Annotated in this window: 24 protein-coding genes; 14 read left to right on the top strand and 10 right to left on the bottom strand. The window is 69.5% G+C overall.

Annotated features, from left to right (window positions below):
* Nucleotides 1–25: 25 nt before the first annotated feature.
* From FJ091_08210 to FJ091_08190, 5 genes are read left to right on the top strand one after another with little or no spacing between them, the layout of a single operon-like run.
* Complete coding sequence (locus tag FJ091_08210) at nucleotides 26–586, top strand: nuclear transport factor 2 family protein (GenBank protein MBM4383343.1); 561 nt, start codon at nucleotides 26–28, stop codon at nucleotides 584–586.
* A gap of 3 nt (nucleotides 587–589) precedes the next feature.
* On the top strand, nucleotides 590–1,570 hold the full coding sequence (locus FJ091_08205) for an LLM class flavin-dependent oxidoreductase (GenBank protein MBM4383342.1): 981 nt from the start codon (nucleotides 590–592) through the stop codon (nucleotides 1,568–1,570).
* An 8-nt stretch (nucleotides 1,571–1,578) separates the two neighbouring features.
* On the top strand, nucleotides 1,579–2,784 hold the full coding sequence (locus FJ091_08200) for a cytochrome P450 (protein MBM4383341.1): 1,206 nt from the start codon (nucleotides 1,579–1,581) through the stop codon (nucleotides 2,782–2,784).
* On the top strand, nucleotides 2,784–3,758 hold the full coding sequence (locus FJ091_08195) for an LLM class flavin-dependent oxidoreductase (GenBank protein ID MBM4383340.1): 975 nt from the start codon (nucleotides 2,784–2,786) through the stop codon (nucleotides 3,756–3,758). Before FJ091_08200 ends, FJ091_08195 begins: the two co-directional genes overlap by 1 nt.
* Nucleotides 3,755–4,945 carry a cytochrome P450 gene (locus tag FJ091_08190; protein MBM4383339.1) on the top strand — a complete coding sequence of 397 codons (1,191 nt, stop codon included), beginning with the start codon at nucleotides 3,755–3,757 and terminating at the stop codon, nucleotides 4,943–4,945. The genes FJ091_08195 and FJ091_08190 overlap by 4 nt, the downstream gene beginning before the upstream one ends.
* A 6-nt stretch (nucleotides 4,946–4,951) precedes the next feature.
* On the opposite strand, the gene FJ091_08185 is transcribed toward FJ091_08190, so the two are convergent.
* Genes FJ091_08185 through FJ091_08155 form a run of 7 tightly spaced genes read right to left on the bottom strand, consistent with a single transcriptional unit; the run spans nucleotide 4,952 to nucleotide 9,961 of the window.
* The gene (locus FJ091_08185) at nucleotides 4,952–5,932 is read right to left on the bottom strand and encodes a hypothetical protein (GenBank protein MBM4383338.1); all 981 of its coding nucleotides are present in this window, start codon (nucleotides 5,930–5,932) and stop codon (nucleotides 4,952–4,954) included.
* Nucleotides 5,920–6,543 carry a cysteine hydrolase gene (locus FJ091_08180; protein ID MBM4383337.1) on the bottom strand — a complete coding sequence of 208 codons (624 nt, stop codon included), beginning with the start codon at nucleotides 6,541–6,543 and terminating at the stop codon, nucleotides 5,920–5,922. The genes FJ091_08185 and FJ091_08180 overlap by 13 nt, the downstream gene beginning before the upstream one ends.
* Nucleotides 6,540–7,325, bottom strand: a complete 786-nt coding sequence (locus FJ091_08175) for a hypothetical protein (GenBank protein MBM4383336.1) — start codon at nucleotides 7,323–7,325, stop codon at nucleotides 6,540–6,542. The genes FJ091_08180 and FJ091_08175 overlap by 4 nt, the downstream gene beginning before the upstream one ends.
* A complete protein-coding gene (locus tag FJ091_08170) occupies nucleotides 7,322–8,395 on the bottom strand; it encodes a hypothetical protein (protein ID MBM4383335.1) in 1,074 nt (357 codons plus the stop codon). The genes FJ091_08175 and FJ091_08170 overlap by 4 nt, the downstream gene beginning before the upstream one ends.
* Entirely contained in the window at nucleotides 8,392–8,637 is a 246-nt protein-coding gene (locus FJ091_08165; GenBank protein ID MBM4383334.1) for a 4Fe-4S dicluster domain-containing protein, read from the bottom strand. Before FJ091_08165 ends, FJ091_08170 begins: the two co-directional genes overlap by 4 nt.
* Nucleotides 8,634–9,203 carry a 2-oxoacid:acceptor oxidoreductase family protein gene (locus FJ091_08160; GenBank protein MBM4383333.1) on the bottom strand — a complete coding sequence of 190 codons (570 nt, stop codon included), beginning with the start codon at nucleotides 9,201–9,203 and terminating at the stop codon, nucleotides 8,634–8,636. Before FJ091_08160 ends, FJ091_08165 begins: the two co-directional genes overlap by 4 nt.
* A gap of 2 nt (nucleotides 9,204–9,205) precedes the next feature.
* Complete coding sequence (locus tag FJ091_08155) at nucleotides 9,206–9,961, bottom strand: TetR/AcrR family transcriptional regulator (GenBank protein ID MBM4383332.1); 756 nt, start codon at nucleotides 9,959–9,961, stop codon at nucleotides 9,206–9,208.
* Between the two features lie 26 nt (nucleotides 9,962–9,987).
* Between FJ091_08155 and FJ091_08150 the strand changes: the two genes are divergently transcribed.
* The 7 genes from FJ091_08150 to FJ091_08120 all read left to right on the top strand — a co-directional run bounded on the left by FJ091_08150 (nucleotide 9,988) and on the right by FJ091_08120 (nucleotide 15,969).
* Nucleotides 9,988–11,493, top strand: coding sequence for an acyl--CoA ligase (locus FJ091_08150; protein MBM4383331.1), 1,506 nt, complete (start codon nucleotides 9,988–9,990; stop codon nucleotides 11,491–11,493).
* Nucleotides 11,490–12,428: a hypothetical protein gene (locus FJ091_08145; protein ID MBM4383330.1), complete on the top strand. Its 939-nt coding sequence runs from the start codon at nucleotides 11,490–11,492 to the stop codon at nucleotides 12,426–12,428. The genes FJ091_08150 and FJ091_08145 overlap by 4 nt, the downstream gene beginning before the upstream one ends.
* A gap of 10 nt (nucleotides 12,429–12,438) precedes the next feature.
* The gene (locus FJ091_08140) at nucleotides 12,439–12,753 is read left to right on the top strand and encodes a hypothetical protein (GenBank protein MBM4383329.1); all 315 of its coding nucleotides are present in this window, start codon (nucleotides 12,439–12,441) and stop codon (nucleotides 12,751–12,753) included.
* 375 nt (nucleotides 12,754–13,128) lie between these two features.
* On the top strand, nucleotides 13,129–14,745 hold the full coding sequence (locus FJ091_08135) for an AMP-binding protein (protein ID MBM4383328.1): 1,617 nt from the start codon (nucleotides 13,129–13,131) through the stop codon (nucleotides 14,743–14,745).
* Nucleotides 14,742–15,212, top strand: coding sequence for a VOC family protein (locus FJ091_08130; GenBank protein MBM4383327.1), 471 nt, complete (start codon nucleotides 14,742–14,744; stop codon nucleotides 15,210–15,212). The genes FJ091_08135 and FJ091_08130 overlap by 4 nt, the downstream gene beginning before the upstream one ends.
* On the top strand, nucleotides 15,191–15,460 hold the full coding sequence (nrtS, locus tag FJ091_08125) for a nitrate/nitrite transporter NrtS (GenBank protein MBM4383326.1): 270 nt from the start codon (nucleotides 15,191–15,193) through the stop codon (nucleotides 15,458–15,460). The genes FJ091_08130 and nrtS overlap by 22 nt, the downstream gene beginning before the upstream one ends.
* Nucleotides 15,457–15,969, top strand: a complete 513-nt coding sequence (locus FJ091_08120) for a hypothetical protein (GenBank protein MBM4383325.1) — start codon at nucleotides 15,457–15,459, stop codon at nucleotides 15,967–15,969. The genes nrtS and FJ091_08120 overlap by 4 nt, the downstream gene beginning before the upstream one ends.
* On the opposite strand, the gene FJ091_08115 is transcribed toward FJ091_08120, so the two are convergent.
* Nucleotides 15,950–16,354, bottom strand: coding sequence for a MerR family transcriptional regulator (locus FJ091_08115; GenBank protein MBM4383324.1), 405 nt, complete (start codon nucleotides 16,352–16,354; stop codon nucleotides 15,950–15,952). The two genes, FJ091_08120 and FJ091_08115, sit on opposite strands and share 20 nt — an antisense overlap.
* A 60-nt stretch (nucleotides 16,355–16,414) precedes the next feature.
* Here FJ091_08115 and FJ091_08110 point away from each other — a divergent pair, with 60 nt between their 5' ends.
* The gene (locus tag FJ091_08110) at nucleotides 16,415–16,657 is read left to right on the top strand and encodes a hypothetical protein (protein MBM4383323.1); all 243 of its coding nucleotides are present in this window, start codon (nucleotides 16,415–16,417) and stop codon (nucleotides 16,655–16,657) included.
* Here the strand turns inward: FJ091_08110 and FJ091_08105 are convergent.
* A complete protein-coding gene (locus tag FJ091_08105) occupies nucleotides 16,641–17,507 on the bottom strand; it encodes an amidohydrolase family protein (protein ID MBM4383322.1) in 867 nt (288 codons plus the stop codon). The genes FJ091_08110 and FJ091_08105 overlap by 17 nt on opposite strands.
* A 47-nt stretch (nucleotides 17,508–17,554) precedes the next feature.
* Between FJ091_08105 and FJ091_08100 the strand changes: the two genes are divergently transcribed.
* Nucleotides 17,555–18,148, top strand: a complete 594-nt coding sequence (locus FJ091_08100; protein MBM4383321.1) for a GNAT family N-acetyltransferase — start codon at nucleotides 17,555–17,557, stop codon at nucleotides 18,146–18,148.
* On the opposite strand, the gene FJ091_08095 is transcribed toward FJ091_08100, so the two are convergent.
* Nucleotides 18,084–18,560, bottom strand: coding sequence for a nitroreductase family deazaflavin-dependent oxidoreductase (locus tag FJ091_08095; GenBank protein ID MBM4383320.1), 477 nt, complete (start codon nucleotides 18,558–18,560; stop codon nucleotides 18,084–18,086). The two genes, FJ091_08100 and FJ091_08095, sit on opposite strands and share 65 nt — an antisense overlap.
* Nucleotides 18,561–18,601: the final 41 nt, after the last annotated feature.

The raw sequence follows: 18,601 nt of genomic DNA, 5'->3' as shown, positions 1-18,601 counted from the left end.
GACTCCCATAACAACTGGAGCCTCCATGCCCGCGTTCCCCCGTGCCGAGCTCGAAGACATGATCCGCCGCTTCGTCGCCGCGAACGACGAAGCGGGTCGCACGGGCGACTGGGCGCCGCTCGCGCAGTTCTACGCGCCGGATGCGGTCTACACCTGGAACAACGGCGCGAGCTGGGAGTTCGTAGCGCGCGGACGGCAGCAGATTCTCGACTGGGTGTTCGGCACCGAGATGGAGGGGCTCGAGAAGTGGACGTACCCGTACGTCCGCACGCTGATCGACGACCAGAAGGGCGAGGTGATCGGAATCTGGCGGCAGGTCGCGCCCGTCTCAGGTGACGACGGCAAGCCCTACGAGATCGGCGGCACCGGGGGCTCGTGGTTCCGCTACGGCGGGAATTCTCAATGGACCTGGCAGCGCGACTTCTTCGATCACACGAACGCGGGCAAGGTCTTCGCGCAGATGGCGAAGAACCAGCAGCTCACGCCGAAGATGATCGAGCGCCTGCAGAAGCGAACCAACATGCCCGGCTGGGTGCGCCGCGACACGTTCGACTGGTACGCCACGATCGAGGACCGCGAGGCGTAGCCCATGCAGCTCGTCGTGACGTACGACATGCGCGCTCCGAGCTTCGGCGCTCCGGCGCGCGAGCTCTATGCCGCTGCGCTCGATCAGGCGGCGTGGGCGGACGCGCTCGGCTTCGACGTGATCGGCCTCGGTGAGCACCACGCTTCGCCCGACGGCTACAACCCCTCGCCGCTCGTGCTCGCGGCGGCGATGGGCGCGCGCACGAAGCGCATCTTGCTCCGCACCTCGGTCGCGCTCGCGCCGCTCTACGACCCGGTGAAGCTCGTCGAGGACGCGGCCGTCACGCAGCTCGCGACGGGCGGTCGCTTGTTGTTGGGAATCGGCGGCGGCTACCGGCCCGCCGAGTTCGAGATGTTCGGGCGCAAGCTCGAAGATCGCTGGCGCGCGATCGGCGAGCTCATCGATCTGGCGCGCCTCGCGTGGCGCGGCGAGCCCTTCACGTGGCAGGGCCGGCGCATGCACATCACCCCAGTGCCCGATCCGCCGCCGCCGATCTTGTTAGGGGGCGAGTCGCCCGCCGCGGCGCGGCGCGCGGCGCGCATCGCGGACGGCTGGTTTCCGCCACTCGATCCGCGCCTGTGGAAGCCCTATCGCGAAGAGTGCTGCGCGCTCGGCAAGCCTGATCCCGGCGAGTACCCGAAGCAGGGCCCGATCTTCTTGTGGCTGTCGAAGGAGCCCGCGAAGGACTGGGAGCGCCTGCTGCCACACGCGCTGCACCAGCTACGGAGCTACAGCGACTGGACGATCGAGGCGCACGGCAAACCGAGCGGCCCCTATGCGAGCGGCATCACGCCGGACACGGTGAAGCAGAGCGGCGCTTATCAGGTGCTGACGCCCGACGAGACGCTCGCGCTCGCGGAGAAGCTCGGCGCGAACAGCGTGCTCTACCTGAGCCCGCTGCTCGCCGGCATCGCGCCGCACCTCGCGAACGAGATGCTCGCGCTCTGGGAGCGCGAGGTGCATCCGCACCTGAAGCGTGGGTGAGACCTGTCATGACGCACGTTCAGTTCGACCCCTTCGCCTACGACTTCCACGAAGACCCGTATCCCACCTACGCGGCGCTCCGCGCGCACGCGCCCGTGTATCGCCACCCCGAGTTCGGCTTCCTCGCCCTCTCGCGCCACGCCGACGTCGTCGCCGGCTTCAAGGATCACGAGCGGCTCGTGAACAGCGGCGGCATCTCGCTCGAGATGGGCGACTTCGGCACGGACATGTCGGCGACGCTCTCGTTCCTCGGCATGGATCCACCGAAGCACACGCGCATGCGCGGGCTCGTCTCGCGCGGCTTCACACCGCGCCGCGTCGCGGAGATCGAGCCTCGCATTCGCGCGATCGCAACCCGCTACATCGATCGCTTCATCGCCGCGGGCCGCTGTGACTTCGTCGCGGACTTCGCGGGCCGGCTGCCCATGGACGTCGTGAGCGAGATGCTCGGCGTGCCCGAGAGCGATCGCGACGAGCTGCGCGCGTGGTCCGACACCGTGCTGCATCGAGAAGAGGGCGTTCGCGGCGTTCCGCCCGAGGGCATCGCTGCGTCGATGAAGCTGCTGCAGTACTTCGTGCAGCTCGTCGCCGAGCGGAAGAAGAAGCCGGGCGCCGACCTCGCGAGCGCGCTCCTGCAAGTCGAGATCGACGGCGATCGCCTCGACGAGCGCGACATCATCGGCTTCTGCTTCTTGATGATCATCGCCGGCAACGAGACCACGACGAAGCTGCTCGCGAACGCGCTCTACTGGCTGGAGAAGAACCCTGCGGCGCGCGCGGAAGTGGCCGCGAACGCCGCGCTGACCTCAGACTGGATCGAGGAGACGCTTCGCTACGACAACTCGACGCAGCTGATGGCGCGCACCGCGAGCTGCGACCTCGAGCTGCACGGCGAGAAGGTCCGGCGCGGCGAGAAGGTGTTGTTACTGATCGGCTCCGCGAACCGAGACGAGCGCGTGTTCGCGAACCCCGAAGTGTTCGACCTGCACCGCGACACGAGCGAGAGCCTCGCGTTCGGGAAGGGCATCCACTTCTGCCTCGGCGCTGCGCTCGCGCGCCTCGAAGCGCGCGTGTCGCTCGAGGAGGTGATGCGCCGCTTGCCCGACTATCGCGTCGACGCGAGCGGCATCGTGCGCGTGCACAGCACGAACGTGCGCGGCTTCGCGGCGCTGCCGATCTCGTTCACCCCAGGCGTTTCGGGAGAGAGAAGCTGATGTTCGCGCTGCGTTTCGACATGCGGCTTCGCGATGGCGATGCGAGCGCCCCCGCGCTGTATCGCGCGGCGATCGAGATGGCCGAGTGGGGCGAGAAGAATGGCGCCGCGATCGCGATGGTGAGCGAGCACCACGCGTCGAGCGACGGCTACATCCCCGCGCCGCTCGTGCTCGCGAGCGCGCTGGCGGCGCGCACGACCAAGCTGCCGATCCAAATCGCGGCGCTGCTCGTGCCGCTGCACGACCCGATCGAGCTCGCCGAGCAGATGGCGGTGCTCGACATCGTCTCGAACGGGCGCGTCTCCTACGTGTGCGCGCTCGGCTATCGCCCCGAGGAGTACGCGATGTTCGGGCGCGACCTCCGCACGCGCGGGAAGCGCATGGAGGCGTGCCTCGCCGCGATGAAACGTGCGTGGGCGGGGGAGCCCTTCGAGTACGAAGGGCGCCGCGTGCACGTCACGCCGCGACCCCTGACACCCGGCGGCCCGCCGCTCTTCATGGGCGGCAACGCGCCCGAGGCGGTGCGTCGCGCCGCGCGCCTGGGCATGGGCATGATGACGATGGGCGGCAACCCGGGGCTCGACGCGATTTATCAGGCCGCTTGCAGGGAGTACGGCACGCAGCCGCAGCTGTTCGTGAATCCCGTCGGCGACTCGCCGAACACGTGCTTCATCGCGCGCGACGTCGACGCGGCGTGGCGCGAGATCGGTCCGTACATGCTGCACGACGCGGCGATGTACGCGAGCTGGTTCCAGCAGATGGACACGATCACGAAGTCGACGGCGCTCTCGGTCGTCTCGCTGCGCGCGGAGAACGGCAACTACCGCATCTTCACGCCGGACGAAGCCGCCGAGCGCATTCGCAAGCACGGCATGCTGATGCTCCAGCCACTGTGCGGCGGCCTCCCGCCGAAGCTCGCGTGGCAGAGCCTAGAGCTGCTCGCGAGCGAGGTGCTGCCGAGGGTGCGCCGATGACGGACCTCGACTTCGAGTACGACCAGTTCTCCTACGAACAGGACGAGGATCCGTATCCGGTCTACGCGCGCATGCGCGACGAGGCGCCCACTTACTACAACGCGCGTCAGAACTTCTTCGCGCTGACGCGCTTCGACGACGTGCTCGCGGCGCTCGTCGACAGCGAGACGTACAGCTCGCTGAACGGCACCAGCCTCGAGTTCATGGACACGCCCAAGCCCGACTCGGGGCTGATCATCTTCATGGATCCGCCGCGCCACTCGCGGTACCGCAACCTCGTCAGCAAGGCGTTCACGCCGCGCAGCATGGCCGAGATCGAGCCGGAGGTGCGCCGCATCGCGTGTGCGCACCTCGACGCGCTCGCGGGGCGAAGCGAGCTCGATCTCGTGGGCGACTTCACGTCGCGCCTGCCGATGGACGTGATCAGCGCGTTGTTAGGGATTCCCGAGAGCGATCGGCGCGAGGTGCAGCGCAAGTCGAACCTGATGCTGCACCGCGAACCGGGGAATCCGCTGCCGACGCAGGAGGCGATCGCCGCGTCGGGCGAGCTGCTCGCGTACATCTCGAAGCTGATCGCCGAGCGGCGCGCGCGCCCGCAGGACGACCTGCTCACGCGGCTCACGCAGGTCGAGGTCGCGGACGAGCGCGGCGAGCTCTCGCGGCTCGACGACTCGGACGTGCGCATGTTCTTCGTGCTGCTCGCGACCGCCGGCAACGAGACCGTGATGAAGCTGCTCGCGACTATGCTGCACGAGCTGTGGCGCCGCCCCGATCAGCGCGACGTGCTCGTGCGCGAGCCGCGCTGGATCGCGAACGCGGTGGAGGAAGCGCTGCGCTTCGATCCGCCGTCGCAGTACCAGGGCCGCGTCACGACACGTGACGTAGCGCTGCACGGCGTCACGATCCCGAAGGGCGCGAAGGTGGCGCTCGTGAACGGCGCGAGTGGCCGCGACCCGCGCAAGTACGCGGACCCCGACGCCTTCGACGTGCGCCGCGAGATCGATCTCCACCTCGGCTTCGGCTACGGCCGCCACGTCTGCCTCGGCGCGCACCTCGCGCGCATGGAGTCCCGCATCGGGATCGAGGAGTTCTTGCGCAGATTCCCGCGCTACGAGGTGACGAGCACCGCGCGTATGCATTCGAGTAACGTGCGCGGATTCAAGAGCGTGGGCGTGCGGGTGGGGTGAGCCGCTTCAGGCCGTTTCGAAGTATGTGCGCCCGGGCGCGCTCCAATACACGCCTTGGAAACCCTGGCTCCGAGCCTCGAGGCGCTCGCTCTCTGAGACGCGAAGCTCGGCTCGTTCGTCGAGCAGCCGCGCGACGAACGGGAGCGCCTCCTTCGCACTCGGTGCGACGGCGTGGAACCTCGCGAAGTAGCCCTCGGCGTGAGTGGCCTCAGGATGACCGGGGAGGAGCCGCGCTTGAACGAGCAAGTAGAAGTAGCCGCAGTGTTCGTTCGCCTCGACGCCGTCGAGCTCACGGAATGCCGCGAGCAGGTGCGCGCTGTCGATGTCGGGGGACCAATGACGACGAAGGAACGTGCGGATCTCTAAGCGGTTGTCTCCGAGCACCAAGCGCAGATGGACGACTCTCGACACGAGCATCCGCACGTCGTCGGGACTGATCCCGGCATCTGGGCGAGTCGCATCGACTCCGATCGCGAGCGCCTCGCGCGTCTTGCCCGACAGCTCGAGCGCGCGCATTCGAACCGAGATCGTCCGTGCCGCAAGGTCAGGGTGTCTGACCTCGCTCGCGAGCCGAAGCGCCCGCTCGGGATCGGCCTGACGCGTAGCGAGGATCGCGCGATTCAGAGTGATCGCGTCCTGGTCGGCGCCTGGGCAGCTGAGCGCCCGTGTGTAGGCGACCTCCGCACCGATGAAGTCACCGCGATCGGAGCGGTAGCTCCCGAGCAGCTGCCAGTTCGCCCACGCGTCCGGCGCGACTTCGACTCCGCTTTCGAGACACGCGGTCGCACGAGCGAGGTCTCCGAGCCCTGCGTGCGCACGAGCCTCGATCTCGAATCCGCCCGACCAGCGGAGCTCCTTAAGCTGCGTTGCGACGGTGAGGGCTTTCTTGAACTCGCCTTCTTCGAGCAGGGCGAAACCGCGGTCGGCGAGCGTTTCGACCTGCTGCTGGCGCGCCGCGCCCGGATCCTTCTTCTTCAACCTCGCCATCGCTCCACCAACTCCGCGCTCGTCGTGAAGTGCGCGAGCCGCGACAGCGTGTTCGCGAGCACCGCCTCGCCGTACTCGCGCGGGTAGCCCACCACGCAGTCGCGCGGGATCACGACGTGGTAGCCGTGGTTCACGGCCTCGATCGTGAGGCCGATGATGCCCACGTTCAGCGAGACGCCCGTCGCGATCACGGTCGTCGTGCTTTTGGCGCGCAGGAACGCGTCGAGCTCGGTCGCGGTGAAGGGCGACATGCCGTGGAAGCGCTGCGACACGAGGTCGCGCGGGTCGGGCCCGAGCTCCGGCACGCTCTCGACCGTCGGCTCACCCACCACCATGTGATCGGGGTTCCGTAACAACCCGTTTACGAGCGGCACGTTGCGCGGCGTGCCCGCGCGATCTCGGCGGAACGCGGCGTGGCAGTGGATCACGCGCACGCCGGCGGCGCGCGCAGCGTGGAGCACGCGCGCGGTTGCCGAGATCACGCCCGCTTCCTGCACGGTCTTCGCGAGAGCGGGCATCGAGGCGAGGTCGCCGACGACGCCGCGCTGCAGCTCCATCACGAGCACGGCGCAGCGGCCGGGCGCCGAGAGATCCTTCAGTGCGTCGTTCATCGCGTCCTCGCCTTGATCTCGCCGATGCGGTGCACCGCGCCGATCACCTCGTCGAGGTAGCCCGGCCCCTTCGCGGTGGGCACGAACCAGCCCGTCGGGCACATCGTGAGAATCTCGACGAGCGAGAAGCCCTCGCCCGCGAGCTGCGCCTCGAACGCGCGGCGCAGCATGTTCTTCGTGCGCACGATGTTCGGCGCGTCGTGCACCGAGCCGCGCGCGACGTAAGCAGCGCCGCCGAGCGGCGCAAGCATCTCGGCGAGCGAGATCGGGTGGCCGTGGCGCGCGGCGTCGCGGCCCTCGAGCGTGTTCTTCGTGCGCTGGCCCAGCACGCTGGTCGCGGTCATGTGGCCCCCCGTCTCGCCGAACACGCCGTTGTTCAGCAGCACGCACGTCACGTTCTCGCCACGCGCGGCGGTGTGAATCACCTCCTGGAGCCCCTCGTTCACCATGTCGCCGTCGCCTTGCAGCGTGAAGAGCAAGGTCGCGGGGCGCATGCGCTTCGCGCCGGTCGCGAGGCTCGGCGCGCGGCCGTGCAGCGCCTGGATCATGTCGACGCCGATCGACGAGCCGAGCGCCGTATAACACCCGATCCCGACCACGCAGATGGCGTTATGCGCATGGCCGAGCTCTTCGATCAGCTCGAGCACGAGGCGCAGCGCGAGCGGCTCGCCGCAGCCAGGGCAGAGGTCGTGGTCGACGCTCAGCTGCAGTGAAGGTGCGAACTCGCCCGTCTTCGTGGCTGCGACTCCGGGCGCTCGGTCGGTCGCGATGCGCGTGCTCATGCCACGTGCCTCTCAGGCAGCGCGCCCTCGATGCGCGCGCGCACCTGCTCGGGATCGAAGAAGCGCCCGATGCCGAAGCCGTGCGCGTCGGTGGAGATGCCGCCGATCGCGACGACCGGCGCGCGCCCGAGCACGGCGAGGCGCACGTCGTCGATCATCTGCCCCGCGTTCTGTTCGAGCACCGCGACGCGCTTCACGCCGCCCGCTGCGCGCGCGAGGGCTTCGCTCGGAAACGGCCACAGCGTGACGGGACGGAAGTAGCCCGCGCGCACGCCTTCGCGGCGCAGCTCGCGCACGGCGTGGCGGGCGAAGCGCGCGAGCGAGCCGAATGCGACGACGAGCAGCTCCGCATCGTCGCAGTGCTCCGCCTCGAAGCGCGCCTCGCTCGCGGCGATCTGCTCGTGCTTCGCGGCGAGGCGCTTCCAAAACACTTCCGCGTCGATGCCCTTAGCGCCCGGCTGCATGCCGATCGACGACACGTGCCGCGGCCCGCCGCGCGCGCGGCCGGTGCCGTCCGCGCGCCACTCGTTCGCGTGCGTCGTCAGGTCGAGCGCGCGCACGTCGACTGCCTCCGCGGTGTGCGCGAGCAGGTAGTCGCCGTAGATCAGCACGGGGTTGCGCCAGCGCTCGGCGATCTCGAAGGCGCGCTGCGTGAGATCGACTGCCTCGGCGACGTCGATCGGTGCGAGCACGACGAGGCGGTAGTCGCCGTGGCCGCCGCCGCGCGTGGCCTGGAAGTAGTCGAACTGGCCGCGCGCCATGTTGAACACGACGAGCGGCAGCTCCGCGCGCACCAGCTCCGAGAGCGACTCCTGCATCAGCGCGAGGCCTTGCCCCGTGGAGCCCGTCGCCGCGCGCGCGCCGGTCGCCGCGGCGCCCCACGCCATGCCGATCGCTTCGAGCTCGCTCTCGGCGTTCACGCACGCGCCGCCCGCGGTCGGCAGCTTCGCCGCGAAGTGCTCGAGCAGCTCCGTGAACGGCGTCATCGGGTAGCCCGCGAAGAACTTGCAGCCCGCGGCGATCGCGGCTTCGGCAATCGCTTCGCTGCCCTCCATCAAGCGCCGCTTCATCGCGCGTCTCCGTGCACGACGGCTTCGTCGTACTGGTAGACCTCGAAGCAGAAGTCGGGGCACACCAGCAGGCACGCGCCGCAGCCGGTGCAGCCAGGCATTAGGTCCGGAACTCGCGCGCCGATCGCGTTGCGGCGCTCGCTCATCGCGAGCACGCGCGGCGGGCAGGCGGGCACGCACAGCTCGCAGCCCTTGCAGCGCTCCTCGGCGATCACCACGGTGCCGCGCGTCACGACGCTCATGCCGCGCTCCACGCCCGCGCGAAGTCCCGCGGCGCCGAGTCGAAGCCCGCGCGCAGCGCCGCCGCGTTCTTCGCCGCGTGCTCGCGGCGATACGGCGGCAGCGCCTCCTCCATCGCTGCGATGAGAGAGTCGAGGCCCACGAGCGCCGTCGCGCCCGCGAGCGCGCCGACGAGCACGAGCGCTGCGCCCTGCGCTGCGCCGGCCTCGGTGGCGAGCGCGGTCGCGCGCACGGGAAGCGCGCGCGCTGCGCCGGCATCTGCGCTCGCCTCGAAGAGGTCTGCGTTCCACACCGCGACCCCGCCGGCGCGCAGCTTCGCGCGCACTGCCTCCCAGTAGCGCGGGTGCGCGCCGATCCCCGCCCAGCTCTTCGCGACGATCGGCGGCGACGAGATCGGCGCGGCGCCGAGAATCAGCGTCGAGTCGGTGTTGCCGCCGCGCATCGTGCCGCCGTAGGTGCCGAGCGACATCACGTGGCGCTCTTCGAGAACCGCGGCGCGCGCGATCACCTGCGCGGCGAGCTGCACGCCCTGGCCGCCAATGCCCGTGAGCAGAATCTCCCGCTCCACCCTCAAGAGCTCCGCTCGGCGATGCCTCGCTGCGCGCGCCCGGCAGCACTGCGTGCTGCTCGGTCGCTTGCAGGGCTTGGGTGCGGGCTCGCTCGCAGGCCCGCCATCGCGAACGCTTCGAGCCGCTTCGCCTGCATCTTCTCCGCCGGGTCGTCTTCGAGCAGCCGCGTCTCGAGCCAGCCCATCGCGAGGTGATAGAGCGCCTCGCTGTCGGCCTCGGGATCAGCGTGCGGCAACTCGCCCGAGCGCTTCGCGTCGGCGATCGCTTCGCGAACGAGAGCTGTTAGGCGCTGCTCGGAAGCCGCGACCTCCTCGGGGTAGTGCCGCGCAAGCTGGCTGCGCGCGAGCGCGAACGGGCGCGTCGCCTCGGCGCCGCGTGAGTTGAGCGCCTGCTCGAGCATGCCGCGCAGCCACGCGCGGATGCGCTCCGCCGCGTTCGGGGCCGCGGCCATGCGCTCGCGCAGGTACTCCTCGAGCAGCGCGATGCCGTGGTCGAGCACCGCCACGAGCAGCTCGTGCTTGCTGCGGAAGTGCCGGTAGAAGGCCTGATTCGAGAGCTTCGCGCGGCGCACGATGGCGGCGACGGGCGGCTCCAGATCGCCGCGCTCGCGGATCAGCGCGAGTGCGGCCTGCACGAGCTTCTCGGTCTCCGCCGCGTAAGTCGCGCGCTGCCGCTCGAGCGCACGGTCCACGGCGCGCGTCGCCGCGAGAGGGACGCCGAGAATGCGTTTCCGGGAATCGAGAATGGCATTCCGCATATCAGGAACACTATTCTGCGCCCGCGATGACGGCAACCACGAACCCGCCGAGGCCGCTGCTGATCGGAGACGTGTTCCGCAGCAACGCGTCCGTCGTGCCAGGGCGCGTCGCCGCCGCGCTCGGCGAGCGCACGCTCACGCACCGCGAGCTCGACCGCGCCGCCAACCGCACGGCGCGCGCGCTGCGAGCGCTCGGCGTGGCGCACGGCGACCGCGTCGTCACCTGGGCGGACACCTCGCTCGACCTCGTTCCGCTGTTCGCCGCGTGCGCGAAGCTCGGCGCCGTGTTCGCGCCGGTGAACGCGCGGCTCGGAGCGCGCGAGGCCGCCGAGGTCGCGCGCATCGCGAGGCCGCGCGTCGTGGTCGTCGATGCGGAGCGCGCGCAGGACTCGGCGCGGCTCGCGGACGGATGCGGCGCGAAGCTCGCGCAGCTTGGTCCGGGCCTGGGAGCGGACGTCTCGCACGCCGCGCTTCCCGAAGACGACAGCGACGTGAGCGAGCCCGCGCTCCGCGAAGACGAAGCGCACGTGATCTTCTTCACGAGCGGCAGTACGGGCCGGCCCAAGGGCGTCGTGCTCTCGCATCGCGTGAGCTGGCTGCGCAGCTTCCAGGGCGTGTTCCGCGACGAGCCGCGCCGCACGGTCTGCATGTTTCCCATGTTCCACATGGCACCTTGGACGCTCGCGCTCGCGGCGTGGCAGACGCGCGGCGAGATCGCGTTCGTCGCGTCGCCGACGCCGGACGCCCTGCTCGGCGCGATCGAGCGCCGCCGCGCGAATCACTTCTACGGCATCCCGCTGATCTGGACGCGCATCCTCGAGCGCGACCTCTCGCGCTTCGATCTCAGCTCGCTGCGCGAGCTCGACACCGGCACGAGCGCGGTGCCGATCGAGCTGGTGCGCGCGCTGCGCGCGCGCTTCCCCGCGTGCACGCTGCGCATTTATTACGGCGCCACCGAGACCGGCACCGCGAGCGCGCTCTCGCACGCGGACGTGCTGCGCAAGCCGGGCAGCGTCGGCGCCGCGCCGCCTGGCGGGGAGCTGCGCATCGCGGAGGACGGCGAGCTGCTCGTGCGCAGCGCGTTTCTGCTGAGCGAGTACTTCGAGGACGCCGAGGCGACGCGCGCGGCGCTGCGCGACGGCTGGTTCCACACCGGCGACCTCTGCGCGCTCGACACGGAGGGCTACTTGTCGATCGTCGGGCGCAAGAAGGACGTGATTCGCAGCGGCGGCGAGAGCGTGTCGCCCGCCGAGGTCGAGGCCGCACTGCGCGATGCGCCCGGCATCGAGGAGCTTGCGGTGGTGGGCATCCCCGACGCGCAGTGGGGCGAGGTGGTGTGCGCGGTGGTCGTGCCGAAGCCCGGCGCCGCACTCACGCTCGATGCACTGCGCGCGCATTGCGCGGGCACGCTCGCGGGCTACAAGCGCCCGCGGCGCCTCGAGCTCGTGCGGGAGCTGCCGCGCACCGAGGCGACGCGGCAAGTTCAGCGCGCGCTACTCGTGGAGCGCATCGCGAACGGAGTGCGCTCGTGACGCAGCCGACGGCGGTCCTCACACACGTGCCGATCACCTTGTTGGGCGAAGTGCTGAAGCGCTTCCCTGACGTGTCGGTGGTGCAAATCCCCGAGGAGGGGCCAATCGCAGCCGGGGTGCGCGGCGACGTGCTGCTCACGCAGGCTTGGGGAAGCCCGAACTTCGCGGACGCGATGGCGCGCGGCGTGCGCTGGGTGCACGCCTACGGAACCGGCGTGAATCGATTCCCGTTCGCGCACCTCGGCGATGCGCCGCTCACGTGCTCGCGCGGCGGCAGCGGCATCCCGATCGCGGAGTTCGTGCTCGCTGCGATGCTCGCCTTCGAGAAGCACATCCCCGACGTGTTCATTCGCGACGCGGAGAGCTGGAAGTACCGCGAGCTCGGCGGGCTTCACGGCCGCACGCTGGCGCTGGTCGGCTTCGGCGGCATCGGGCGCGAGGTCGCGAAGCGCGCGCTCGCGTTCGGCATGCGCGTGCGCGCGATGCGGCGCAGCGAAGGCGGCGCGATGGAGGGGGTCGAGGTCGTGCGCGACCTCGGCGAGTTGTTACGAGACGCAGACCACGCCGTGATCGCGGCACCCGCAACGGCGGAGACGCGGCACCTGATCGGTCGAGATGCGCTCGCGCGGGTCAAGCGCGGTGTGCACATCGTGAACATCGCGCGCGGCGCACTGATCGATCAGGACGCGCTCCGCGAGGCGCTCGACGACGGACGCGTCGCGTGCGCGTCGCTCGACGTGACGGAGCCCGAGCCGCCGCCGGCGGGACACTGGCTCTACGCGCATCCGCGCGTGCGACTCAGTCCGCACATCTCATGGAACATGCCGGGCGCGCTCGACCTCTTGCTCGAGCCGTTCCTCGACAATCTCGCGCGCTGGACCGCCGGCAAACCGCTGCTCGCGCGCGATCTCGTCGACCGCGAGCGTGGGTATTAGGGAGAACGCGATGGAACGGAAGCTCGGTGCAATCGCGACGCGCGTGCTGTTCGAGAACGAGCGCGTGCGCGTGTGGGAGATGCGGATGCCGCCGGGCGAGACGGGCCCGGTGCATCGGCACGAGCTCGATCATCTGCTGATTCAGATCTCGGGGGACCGCATGGCGGTGGTGCCTGAGGCGGACTCGGCGGGGCCGTATCGGGAGTACCTGGAGGCGGATGTGGCGCCGGGGCAGGTTTTCTATGTGGGGCGCGGCGGGGTGGAGGCGGCGCGGAATGTCGGGCGGAGCGAGTACCACGAGATTTTGATCGAGCTGAAAGACTGAGGTCGTGCGTGGAGCTCTCGCGCGGGCAGCGCAGCCGGCGCGGGCCTCCGCGGGGGTTCGCCTTCGCTCGACCGCGCGGGCGCGTCAAGCGAATCCGTGCGGCGATCGTGGGGTCTCGCGATGCGCCCGAGTGTGAGCGCGCCTCGCGCCTGGGCACTCGCTGCGGCGACCCCCGCTGCGGCCCCCGCCGGCTGCTGTTGCTGGATTCGCTCGGTCGTGCGCTTCTTTGGACGCGGGCGCGGATCGGCGCGGCTTTGAGCCGCGCCTCCCGCGGCGCTGTCGCGCGTTGTGTGAGGCTTCCGTGTGCGGTGTGTTGTGCCTTCGGCGTTGCGGCGTAACTAGACTGCGAGGCTTTCGCGCTTCGGAGAGTGTGGTGTGAACAAGCTCGAGCTTTCGGATTCGGCGGATCGGTTGTTGGGGCGCTGTCTGCGTCGGCAGGCGGAGAAGGTTCCTAATGACTTGTTCGTGCGCTGGGGTGATGAGCGGTGGTCGTATGGGCGCGTGAACGAGCTCGCGAATGCGTCGGCGCGGGGGTTCGTGGAGCTTGGCGTTGCGCGCGGGGACACGGTCGCGTTTCTGATGGACACGTGTCCGGATTGGATCTGGACGACGCTCGGGCTGAACAAGCTCGGCGCGATTTGGGTGCCGACGAACACGGACTACAAAGGCGCGTGGCTGCGGGAGTCGCTCGAAGATGCGCGGGCGCGCGTGCTCGTGGCGGATGGCGCGCTGCTCGCGCGGGCGCTCGAGGCGTGCGGCGGGAAGCTGCCGTTCGAGCGCGTGATCGTGCGCGGTGCGGTGCCGAGCGAGATACAGGCGCGCGCTTCGATCGTGCCGCTCGAGCAGCTGACGCAGGCGCCGGGCGCTGAGCCGGACGACGCGCAGCTCTATTACGGAGACACGGCCGCGATTCTCTGGACGTCGGGCACGACCGGGAAGTCGAAGGGCGTGATGCAGAGCCACAACGTGTGGATCCGCGCGGCGCTCGACGGCGCGGTGAACGCGGGCCTGCGCGAAGGCGAGGTCATCTACAGCTGCCTCCCGATGTATCAGTCGGCGGCGTGGGTGGCGAACGTGTACCGCGCGCTCGTGTGCGGCGTGCCCGTCGCGATGGACGCGCGCTTCTCGGTCACGGAGTTCTGGGATCGCACGCGTCATTACGGTGCGACGATGGTGTTCACGCTCGGGGCGATGCACATCTTCCTGTGGCAGCAGCCGCCGCGCGCCGACGATCGCGACAACCCGGTGCGCGTCGCCGGGATGGTGCCGATGCCGGACAAGCTGATCGGCCCGTTCAAGGAGCGCTTCGGCATCGAGGAGATTCATCAGGGCATGGGGCAGAGCGAGGTGATGGGCCTGCTCTCGCGCCGGCCCGGAGTCGCGTATCCGGAGAACGCCCTCGGCGATCCGGCGGAGGGCATCGACGTGAAGCTGTTCGACGAGCACGACCGCGAGGTCGCCGCGGGCGAGCCGGGCGAGATCTGCGTGCGCCCCACCGCGCCGTTTCAGATCTTCAATGGCTACTTCAACAACGCCGAGGCGACGGTCAGCGCGTGGCGTAACCTCTGGTACCACACGGGCGATCTCGCGCGGCGCGACGCGAACGGAAGTTATTACTTCGTCGACCGCAAGAAGGACTTCATCCGCTTCAAGGGCCGCAACATCTCCTCCTTCCAGGTAGAGGCCGCGTTCGCGGCGCATCCCGCCGTGCAGCAGTGCGCGGCGCACGCGGTCGTGAGCGAGCAGCTCGCGGCGGAGGCGGAGATGAAGCTGTGCGTCGTGCTGAAGGCCGGTGCGAGCGCGACGCCCGACGAGCTGTGCCGCTTCGTGAACGACACGGCGCCGTACTTCTTCGTGCCGCGCTATGTCGAGCTGATGAGCGAGCTGCCGCAGACGCCGACGGGGCGCGTGCAGAAGTACAAGCTGCGCGAGCGCGGCGTCACGCCCGAGACGTGGGATGCGCGCAAGGCGGGATTCGAGGTGAGGCGGTGACGGCAAGCGAACCTGGCGACGTGCTCGGTATCGATCACGTCTACTTCGCCGTGCGCGACCTCGCGCGCATCGAGCGCTTCTACGACGCATTGCTAGTGACCGCGCTCGGGCACGTGAAGGTGCATGCGCCGATCGGCGGCGAGCCGCACGTGCACTACGTGAATCGCCACTTCAGCGTCGCGCTGCGCCCCGCTCGCACGACGATGGCGCACGATGCCTACGCCGCGGGGCTGCACCACTTCTGCTTTCGCGTCGAGAACGCGGCTGCAGTGGATCGCGTCGCCACGTCCCTGACAGCTGCCGGCATCGCGGTCTCCGAGCCGCGCCTTTACCACGAGTACGCGACCGACTACTACGCCGCGTTCGTGAGCGACCCCGACGGCCTGCGCCTCGAAGTGACGAACTTCCGGGCGGAGCGCCGCGAGCGTGCCGCGAACTGGGACGCATGGGCGGCATCGCGACGATGAGCGCGCACGCACAGAGCTGGCTCGCGCTCGCGACGTCGCCGGGCGTCGTGCGCCGCGCGCTGCTCATGGCGGTGGTCGTCGGCGCGCTGCTCATCACGATCAACCACGGCGACGCGCTCGTGCGCGGTGAGGTCGACGCGACGCGCTTGTTCAAGATGGCGCTCACGCTGCTCGTGCCGTACTGCGTCTCGACCTACTCGAGCGTCGGCGCGCTGCGCAGCTTGCAGCATGGGGAGAAGTCGAAGTGAAGCGCATCTCACTGCTCTTGCTCGCGGCGCTCTGTTCGTGCGACATCGGACCCAACAAGCTGCCCGACATGGCGCTCTATGCGGACGGCCTCGACAGCGAGCGCAGCGTCGCGCCGCAGCGGGGCCTCACGTTCGATCCCGCGGTGTCGGTCGATGGGCGCGGCTCCTTCCGCATCGAGGCGAGTGGTGAGCGCACCGTGATTCATCTCGCCGACGTGCCGATCGAGGCGCCGAAGCTCCCCCGCGTCTCGTATCGAGCGAAGCTGCGCGGCGAGAACGTCGCGGGCCGCGCGTACCTCGAGATGTGGGTCACGGTGAAGAACCACGGAGAGTTCTTTTCGCGCGCGCTCCACTCGCAGATCTCGGGCACCAGCGACTGGAGCACGCACGAGGCGCCGTTCTTCCTCGAGGCAGATCAGGAGCCCACGCGCGCGAAGCTGAACGTCGTGGTGGAAGGCACGGGCACGGTGTGGGTCGACGGGATCCGGCTCAGTGCCGGGCGGGACTGAGCCGCTCGAACTCGCGCGCGCACTGCTCGGGCGCGGTGCATTCGCAGCTCTCGAGCGCCGCGAGGACGCGAAGCGTCCGATCCAGTTGAGCAGCGCGCTCCAGCATCGACACCTGCTTCCGGGCGACTGCTCGCTTCCAGAAGTCCCCGGCCCCGCGACGTCGCTTACTGCGCGACCGCAACAACTCCGCGATCTCCGCAAGCGTGAAGCCCGCGTGCTGCGCGAGCCGAATCAGGGCGAGGCGCTCGAGCACGGTCGTCGCGAAGACGCGCTTTCCGCCGACGCGATCGCTGGCCGCGATCAGCCCGAGGCTCTCGTAGTACCGCAGTGCCGCGGGGCTCAGCTTCGCGCGCCGCGAAACTTCTCCGATCAAGAGTGCGCGCATCGCCTTGACCTCCAGTGAGCTTCAAGTCGTACCGTTTCGCGCACGCGCTCGGAGGATGCGATGACCGATCTCGCGGCGAAAGCCAAGCCTCACGGACTCGTGCGCTTCGCGATCTGGCTGACCTTCTTCAACACCTGGGTGCTGTTCGAAGAGACGATCGTCGACCGCTACGGCCTCTGGCAGTACATGCCCTACTACCGCGTCGCGAAGCTGTGCGCGTGGGACATCGGCGCGATGGCGCTGATCGCTTACGGCGTGTGGTGGGCCTTTCGCGGGCGCCGCCGCGTCAGCTCCCCAGCTTGAGCACGCGCATCGCGTTCTCGCGTAGGAACTTCGGCCACACGTTGTCCTTGAACGCGACGCTCGGCATCTCGGTCATGATGCGTTCCAGCGAGAGGCCCATCGGGTGGTAGCCGGCGTACATGATCTTGTCGGCGCCGCGCGTGTTCGCGTACTTGATGATCGCCTGCGGGTAGTGCTTGGGCGCGAACGCGCTCGTGCAGTAGTGAAGCCCGGGCCACTTCAGCATCAGCTTCACGGCGAGATCTTCCCACGGCTCGCACCCGTGCATGGTGATGAGCCGCAGCTCGGGGAAGAACCAGCATACTTCGTCTAACAACTCGACGTGCTGGCACATCATCGGCACGCGCGGGCCGGGCACGCCGGCGTTCACGAAGTACGCGATGTCGAGCTCGCAGGCCGTCGCGTAGAGCGGGTAGAACTTCTTGTCGTTGATGGGCACCTGCGGCTGCAGGCCCGCCGGGAACGTCGAGAGCGCCTTGATGCCGAACTCGGCGTGGGCCTTCTTTGCGAGCCGCACGCCTTCCATGCCCGTGTTCGGATCGACCTGGCACGTTCCGAAGAAGCGATCGGGGTGCTTCGTCAGCGCCTTGCGTCCCGTCTCGTTCAGCACGCTCGCGGGCGCCCACTGGATGCCCCACTTGTCCATCTCTTCGATCGTCACTTCGATCGGATCGCGGCCCTTGCCCCAGTCGTACGGCACGCCCTTGAACATGTACTCGACGGGGAACGTGCTCTCCTTCGACCACGAGTCCTTCGCCTGCTGGCGCAGGAAGTCGTACATCTTCTCGTGGTCCGTGATCGGAAAGCCGAGCATCAGATCGACGATTCCGATCCCCTTCGGCATGGGCATGGCGCAGCTCCTTCGAGGGACGCGATGTTGCTGCGCGCGCGCGGGATATGCACGCCGTGAAGACCGAGCCGATCACGCTGGAAGGAACGCACGTTCGCCTCGAGACGATGCGCGCGGATCACGCGGACGCGCTCGTCGCGGCCGGCTGCGGATTCGGGCTGTTTCGCTGGTACCCGATGTCGATGGAGGCGCCCGACGAGATGCGCGCCTACGTCGCGCACAGCCTCGCGCGCATGCGCGAAGGCACGCTGCACGCCTGGGTGACGATCGAGAGCACGACCGGGCGAGTCGTCGGCTCGACTTGTTATTTGGCGATCGAGCCCGCGCACAGGCGCCTCGAGATCGGCGCGACGTGGATCACGCCCTCGCATCAGCGCAGCGCGGTGAACACCGAGGCGAAGCTGCTGCAGCTCACGCACTGCTTCGAGGTGCTTGGCTGCAACCGCGTCGAGTTCAAGACCGACGAGCGCAACGAGAAGTCGCGCGCGGCGCTCGCGCGCATCGGCGCGAAGGAAGAGGGCCGCTTCCGCGCGCACATGGTGATGCCGGACGGCTCGCTGCGGACTTCGGTGTGGTTCAGCGTGATCGCGAGCGAGTGGCCCGAGGTGAAGCGCGGCCTCGAGGCGAAGCTGCGCGCTTAGGCGCAGGCGCGAGCAGCGCGAACGCGAAGCCGCGGTCTGTTAGGGACGCGAGCGCGCGCCAGAGCGGCCGCAGAGTCGTCGCGAGTGCGCGCGGCCTGCGTGCGCTCGCGCCGGGGCGCAGCACGAACGCGCGCATGGGCTTTGCTCTCGCTGCGAGCCACACGCGCACGTCGCCGTTCGCCGCGAGGTTGCGCACCCAGAGCGAGCGCTCGCCGCGCACGGTGCCGATCAGCAGGTGCGAGCCGATGCGCAGCGCCGCGAGCGGAACGCGGCGCAGCTTCCCCGACTTTGCGCCGGTCATCTCGACCACTACGAAGCCCGCCGGCGAGAGAAGCGGCGCACCGAGCCCCGCGCGAATCGCCGGCTCGAGCACCGCGTTCACCGCGCGGTAGAGCTGCGCCTCGCTCGTCATCGGCCCGCGCCTTTCTGGGTGCTGCGCGAGCAGCTCCGAGA

The organism is Deltaproteobacteria bacterium, from assembly GCA_016875395.1.
Lineage (GTDB): Bacteria > Myxococcota_A > UBA9160 > UBA9160 > UBA6930 > VGRF01.
The sequence above is the reverse complement of the archived record's forward strand: the minus strand, read 5'-3'. Positions and strand labels throughout refer to the sequence as shown.

Bases quoted from the DNA above. Each gene is read 5' to 3' on its own strand.
- FJ091_08210 (MBM4383343.1), top strand. From the start codon at position 26: ATGCCCGCGTTCCCCCGTGCCGAGCTCGAAGACATGATCCGCCGCTTC.
- FJ091_08205 (MBM4383342.1), top strand. From the start codon at position 590: ATGCAGCTCGTCGTGACGTACGACATGCGCGCTCCGAGCTTCGGCGCT.
- FJ091_08200 (MBM4383341.1), top strand. From the start codon at position 1,579: ATGACGCACGTTCAGTTCGACCCCTTCGCCTACGACTTCCACGAAGAC.
- FJ091_08195 (MBM4383340.1), top strand. From the start codon at position 2,784: ATGTTCGCGCTGCGTTTCGACATGCGGCTTCGCGATGGCGATGCGAGC.
- FJ091_08190 (MBM4383339.1), top strand. From the start codon at position 3,755: ATGACGGACCTCGACTTCGAGTACGACCAGTTCTCCTACGAACAGGAC.
- FJ091_08185 (MBM4383338.1), bottom strand. From the start codon at position 5,932: ATGGCGAGGTTGAAGAAGAAGGATCCGGGCGCGGCGCGCCAGCAGCAG.
- FJ091_08180 (MBM4383337.1), bottom strand. From the start codon at position 6,543: ATGAACGACGCACTGAAGGATCTCTCGGCGCCCGGCCGCTGCGCCGTG.
- FJ091_08175 (MBM4383336.1), bottom strand. From the start codon at position 7,325: ATGAGCACGCGCATCGCGACCGACCGAGCGCCCGGAGTCGCAGCCACG.
- FJ091_08170 (MBM4383335.1), bottom strand. From the start codon at position 8,395: ATGAAGCGGCGCTTGATGGAGGGCAGCGAAGCGATTGCCGAAGCCGCG.
- FJ091_08165 (MBM4383334.1), bottom strand. From the start codon at position 8,637: ATGAGCGTCGTGACGCGCGGCACCGTGGTGATCGCCGAGGAGCGCTGC.
- FJ091_08155 (MBM4383332.1), bottom strand. From the start codon at position 9,961: ATGCGGAATGCCATTCTCGATTCCCGGAAACGCATTCTCGGCGTCCCT.
- FJ091_08150 (MBM4383331.1), top strand. From the start codon at position 9,988: ATGACGGCAACCACGAACCCGCCGAGGCCGCTGCTGATCGGAGACGTG.
- FJ091_08140 (MBM4383329.1), top strand. From the start codon at position 12,439: ATGGAACGGAAGCTCGGTGCAATCGCGACGCGCGTGCTGTTCGAGAAC.
- nrtS (MBM4383326.1), top strand. From the start codon at position 15,191: ATGGGCGGCATCGCGACGATGAGCGCGCACGCACAGAGCTGGCTCGCG.
- FJ091_08115 (MBM4383324.1), bottom strand. From the start codon at position 16,354: ATGCGCGCACTCTTGATCGGAGAAGTTTCGCGGCGCGCGAAGCTGAGC.
- FJ091_08110 (MBM4383323.1), top strand. From the start codon at position 16,415: ATGACCGATCTCGCGGCGAAAGCCAAGCCTCACGGACTCGTGCGCTTC.
- FJ091_08105 (MBM4383322.1), bottom strand. From the start codon at position 17,507: ATGCCCATGCCGAAGGGGATCGGAATCGTCGATCTGATGCTCGGCTTT.
- FJ091_08100 (MBM4383321.1), top strand. From the start codon at position 17,555: ATGCACGCCGTGAAGACCGAGCCGATCACGCTGGAAGGAACGCACGTT.
- FJ091_08095 (MBM4383320.1), bottom strand. From the start codon at position 18,560: ATGACGAGCGAGGCGCAGCTCTACCGCGCGGTGAACGCGGTGCTCGAG.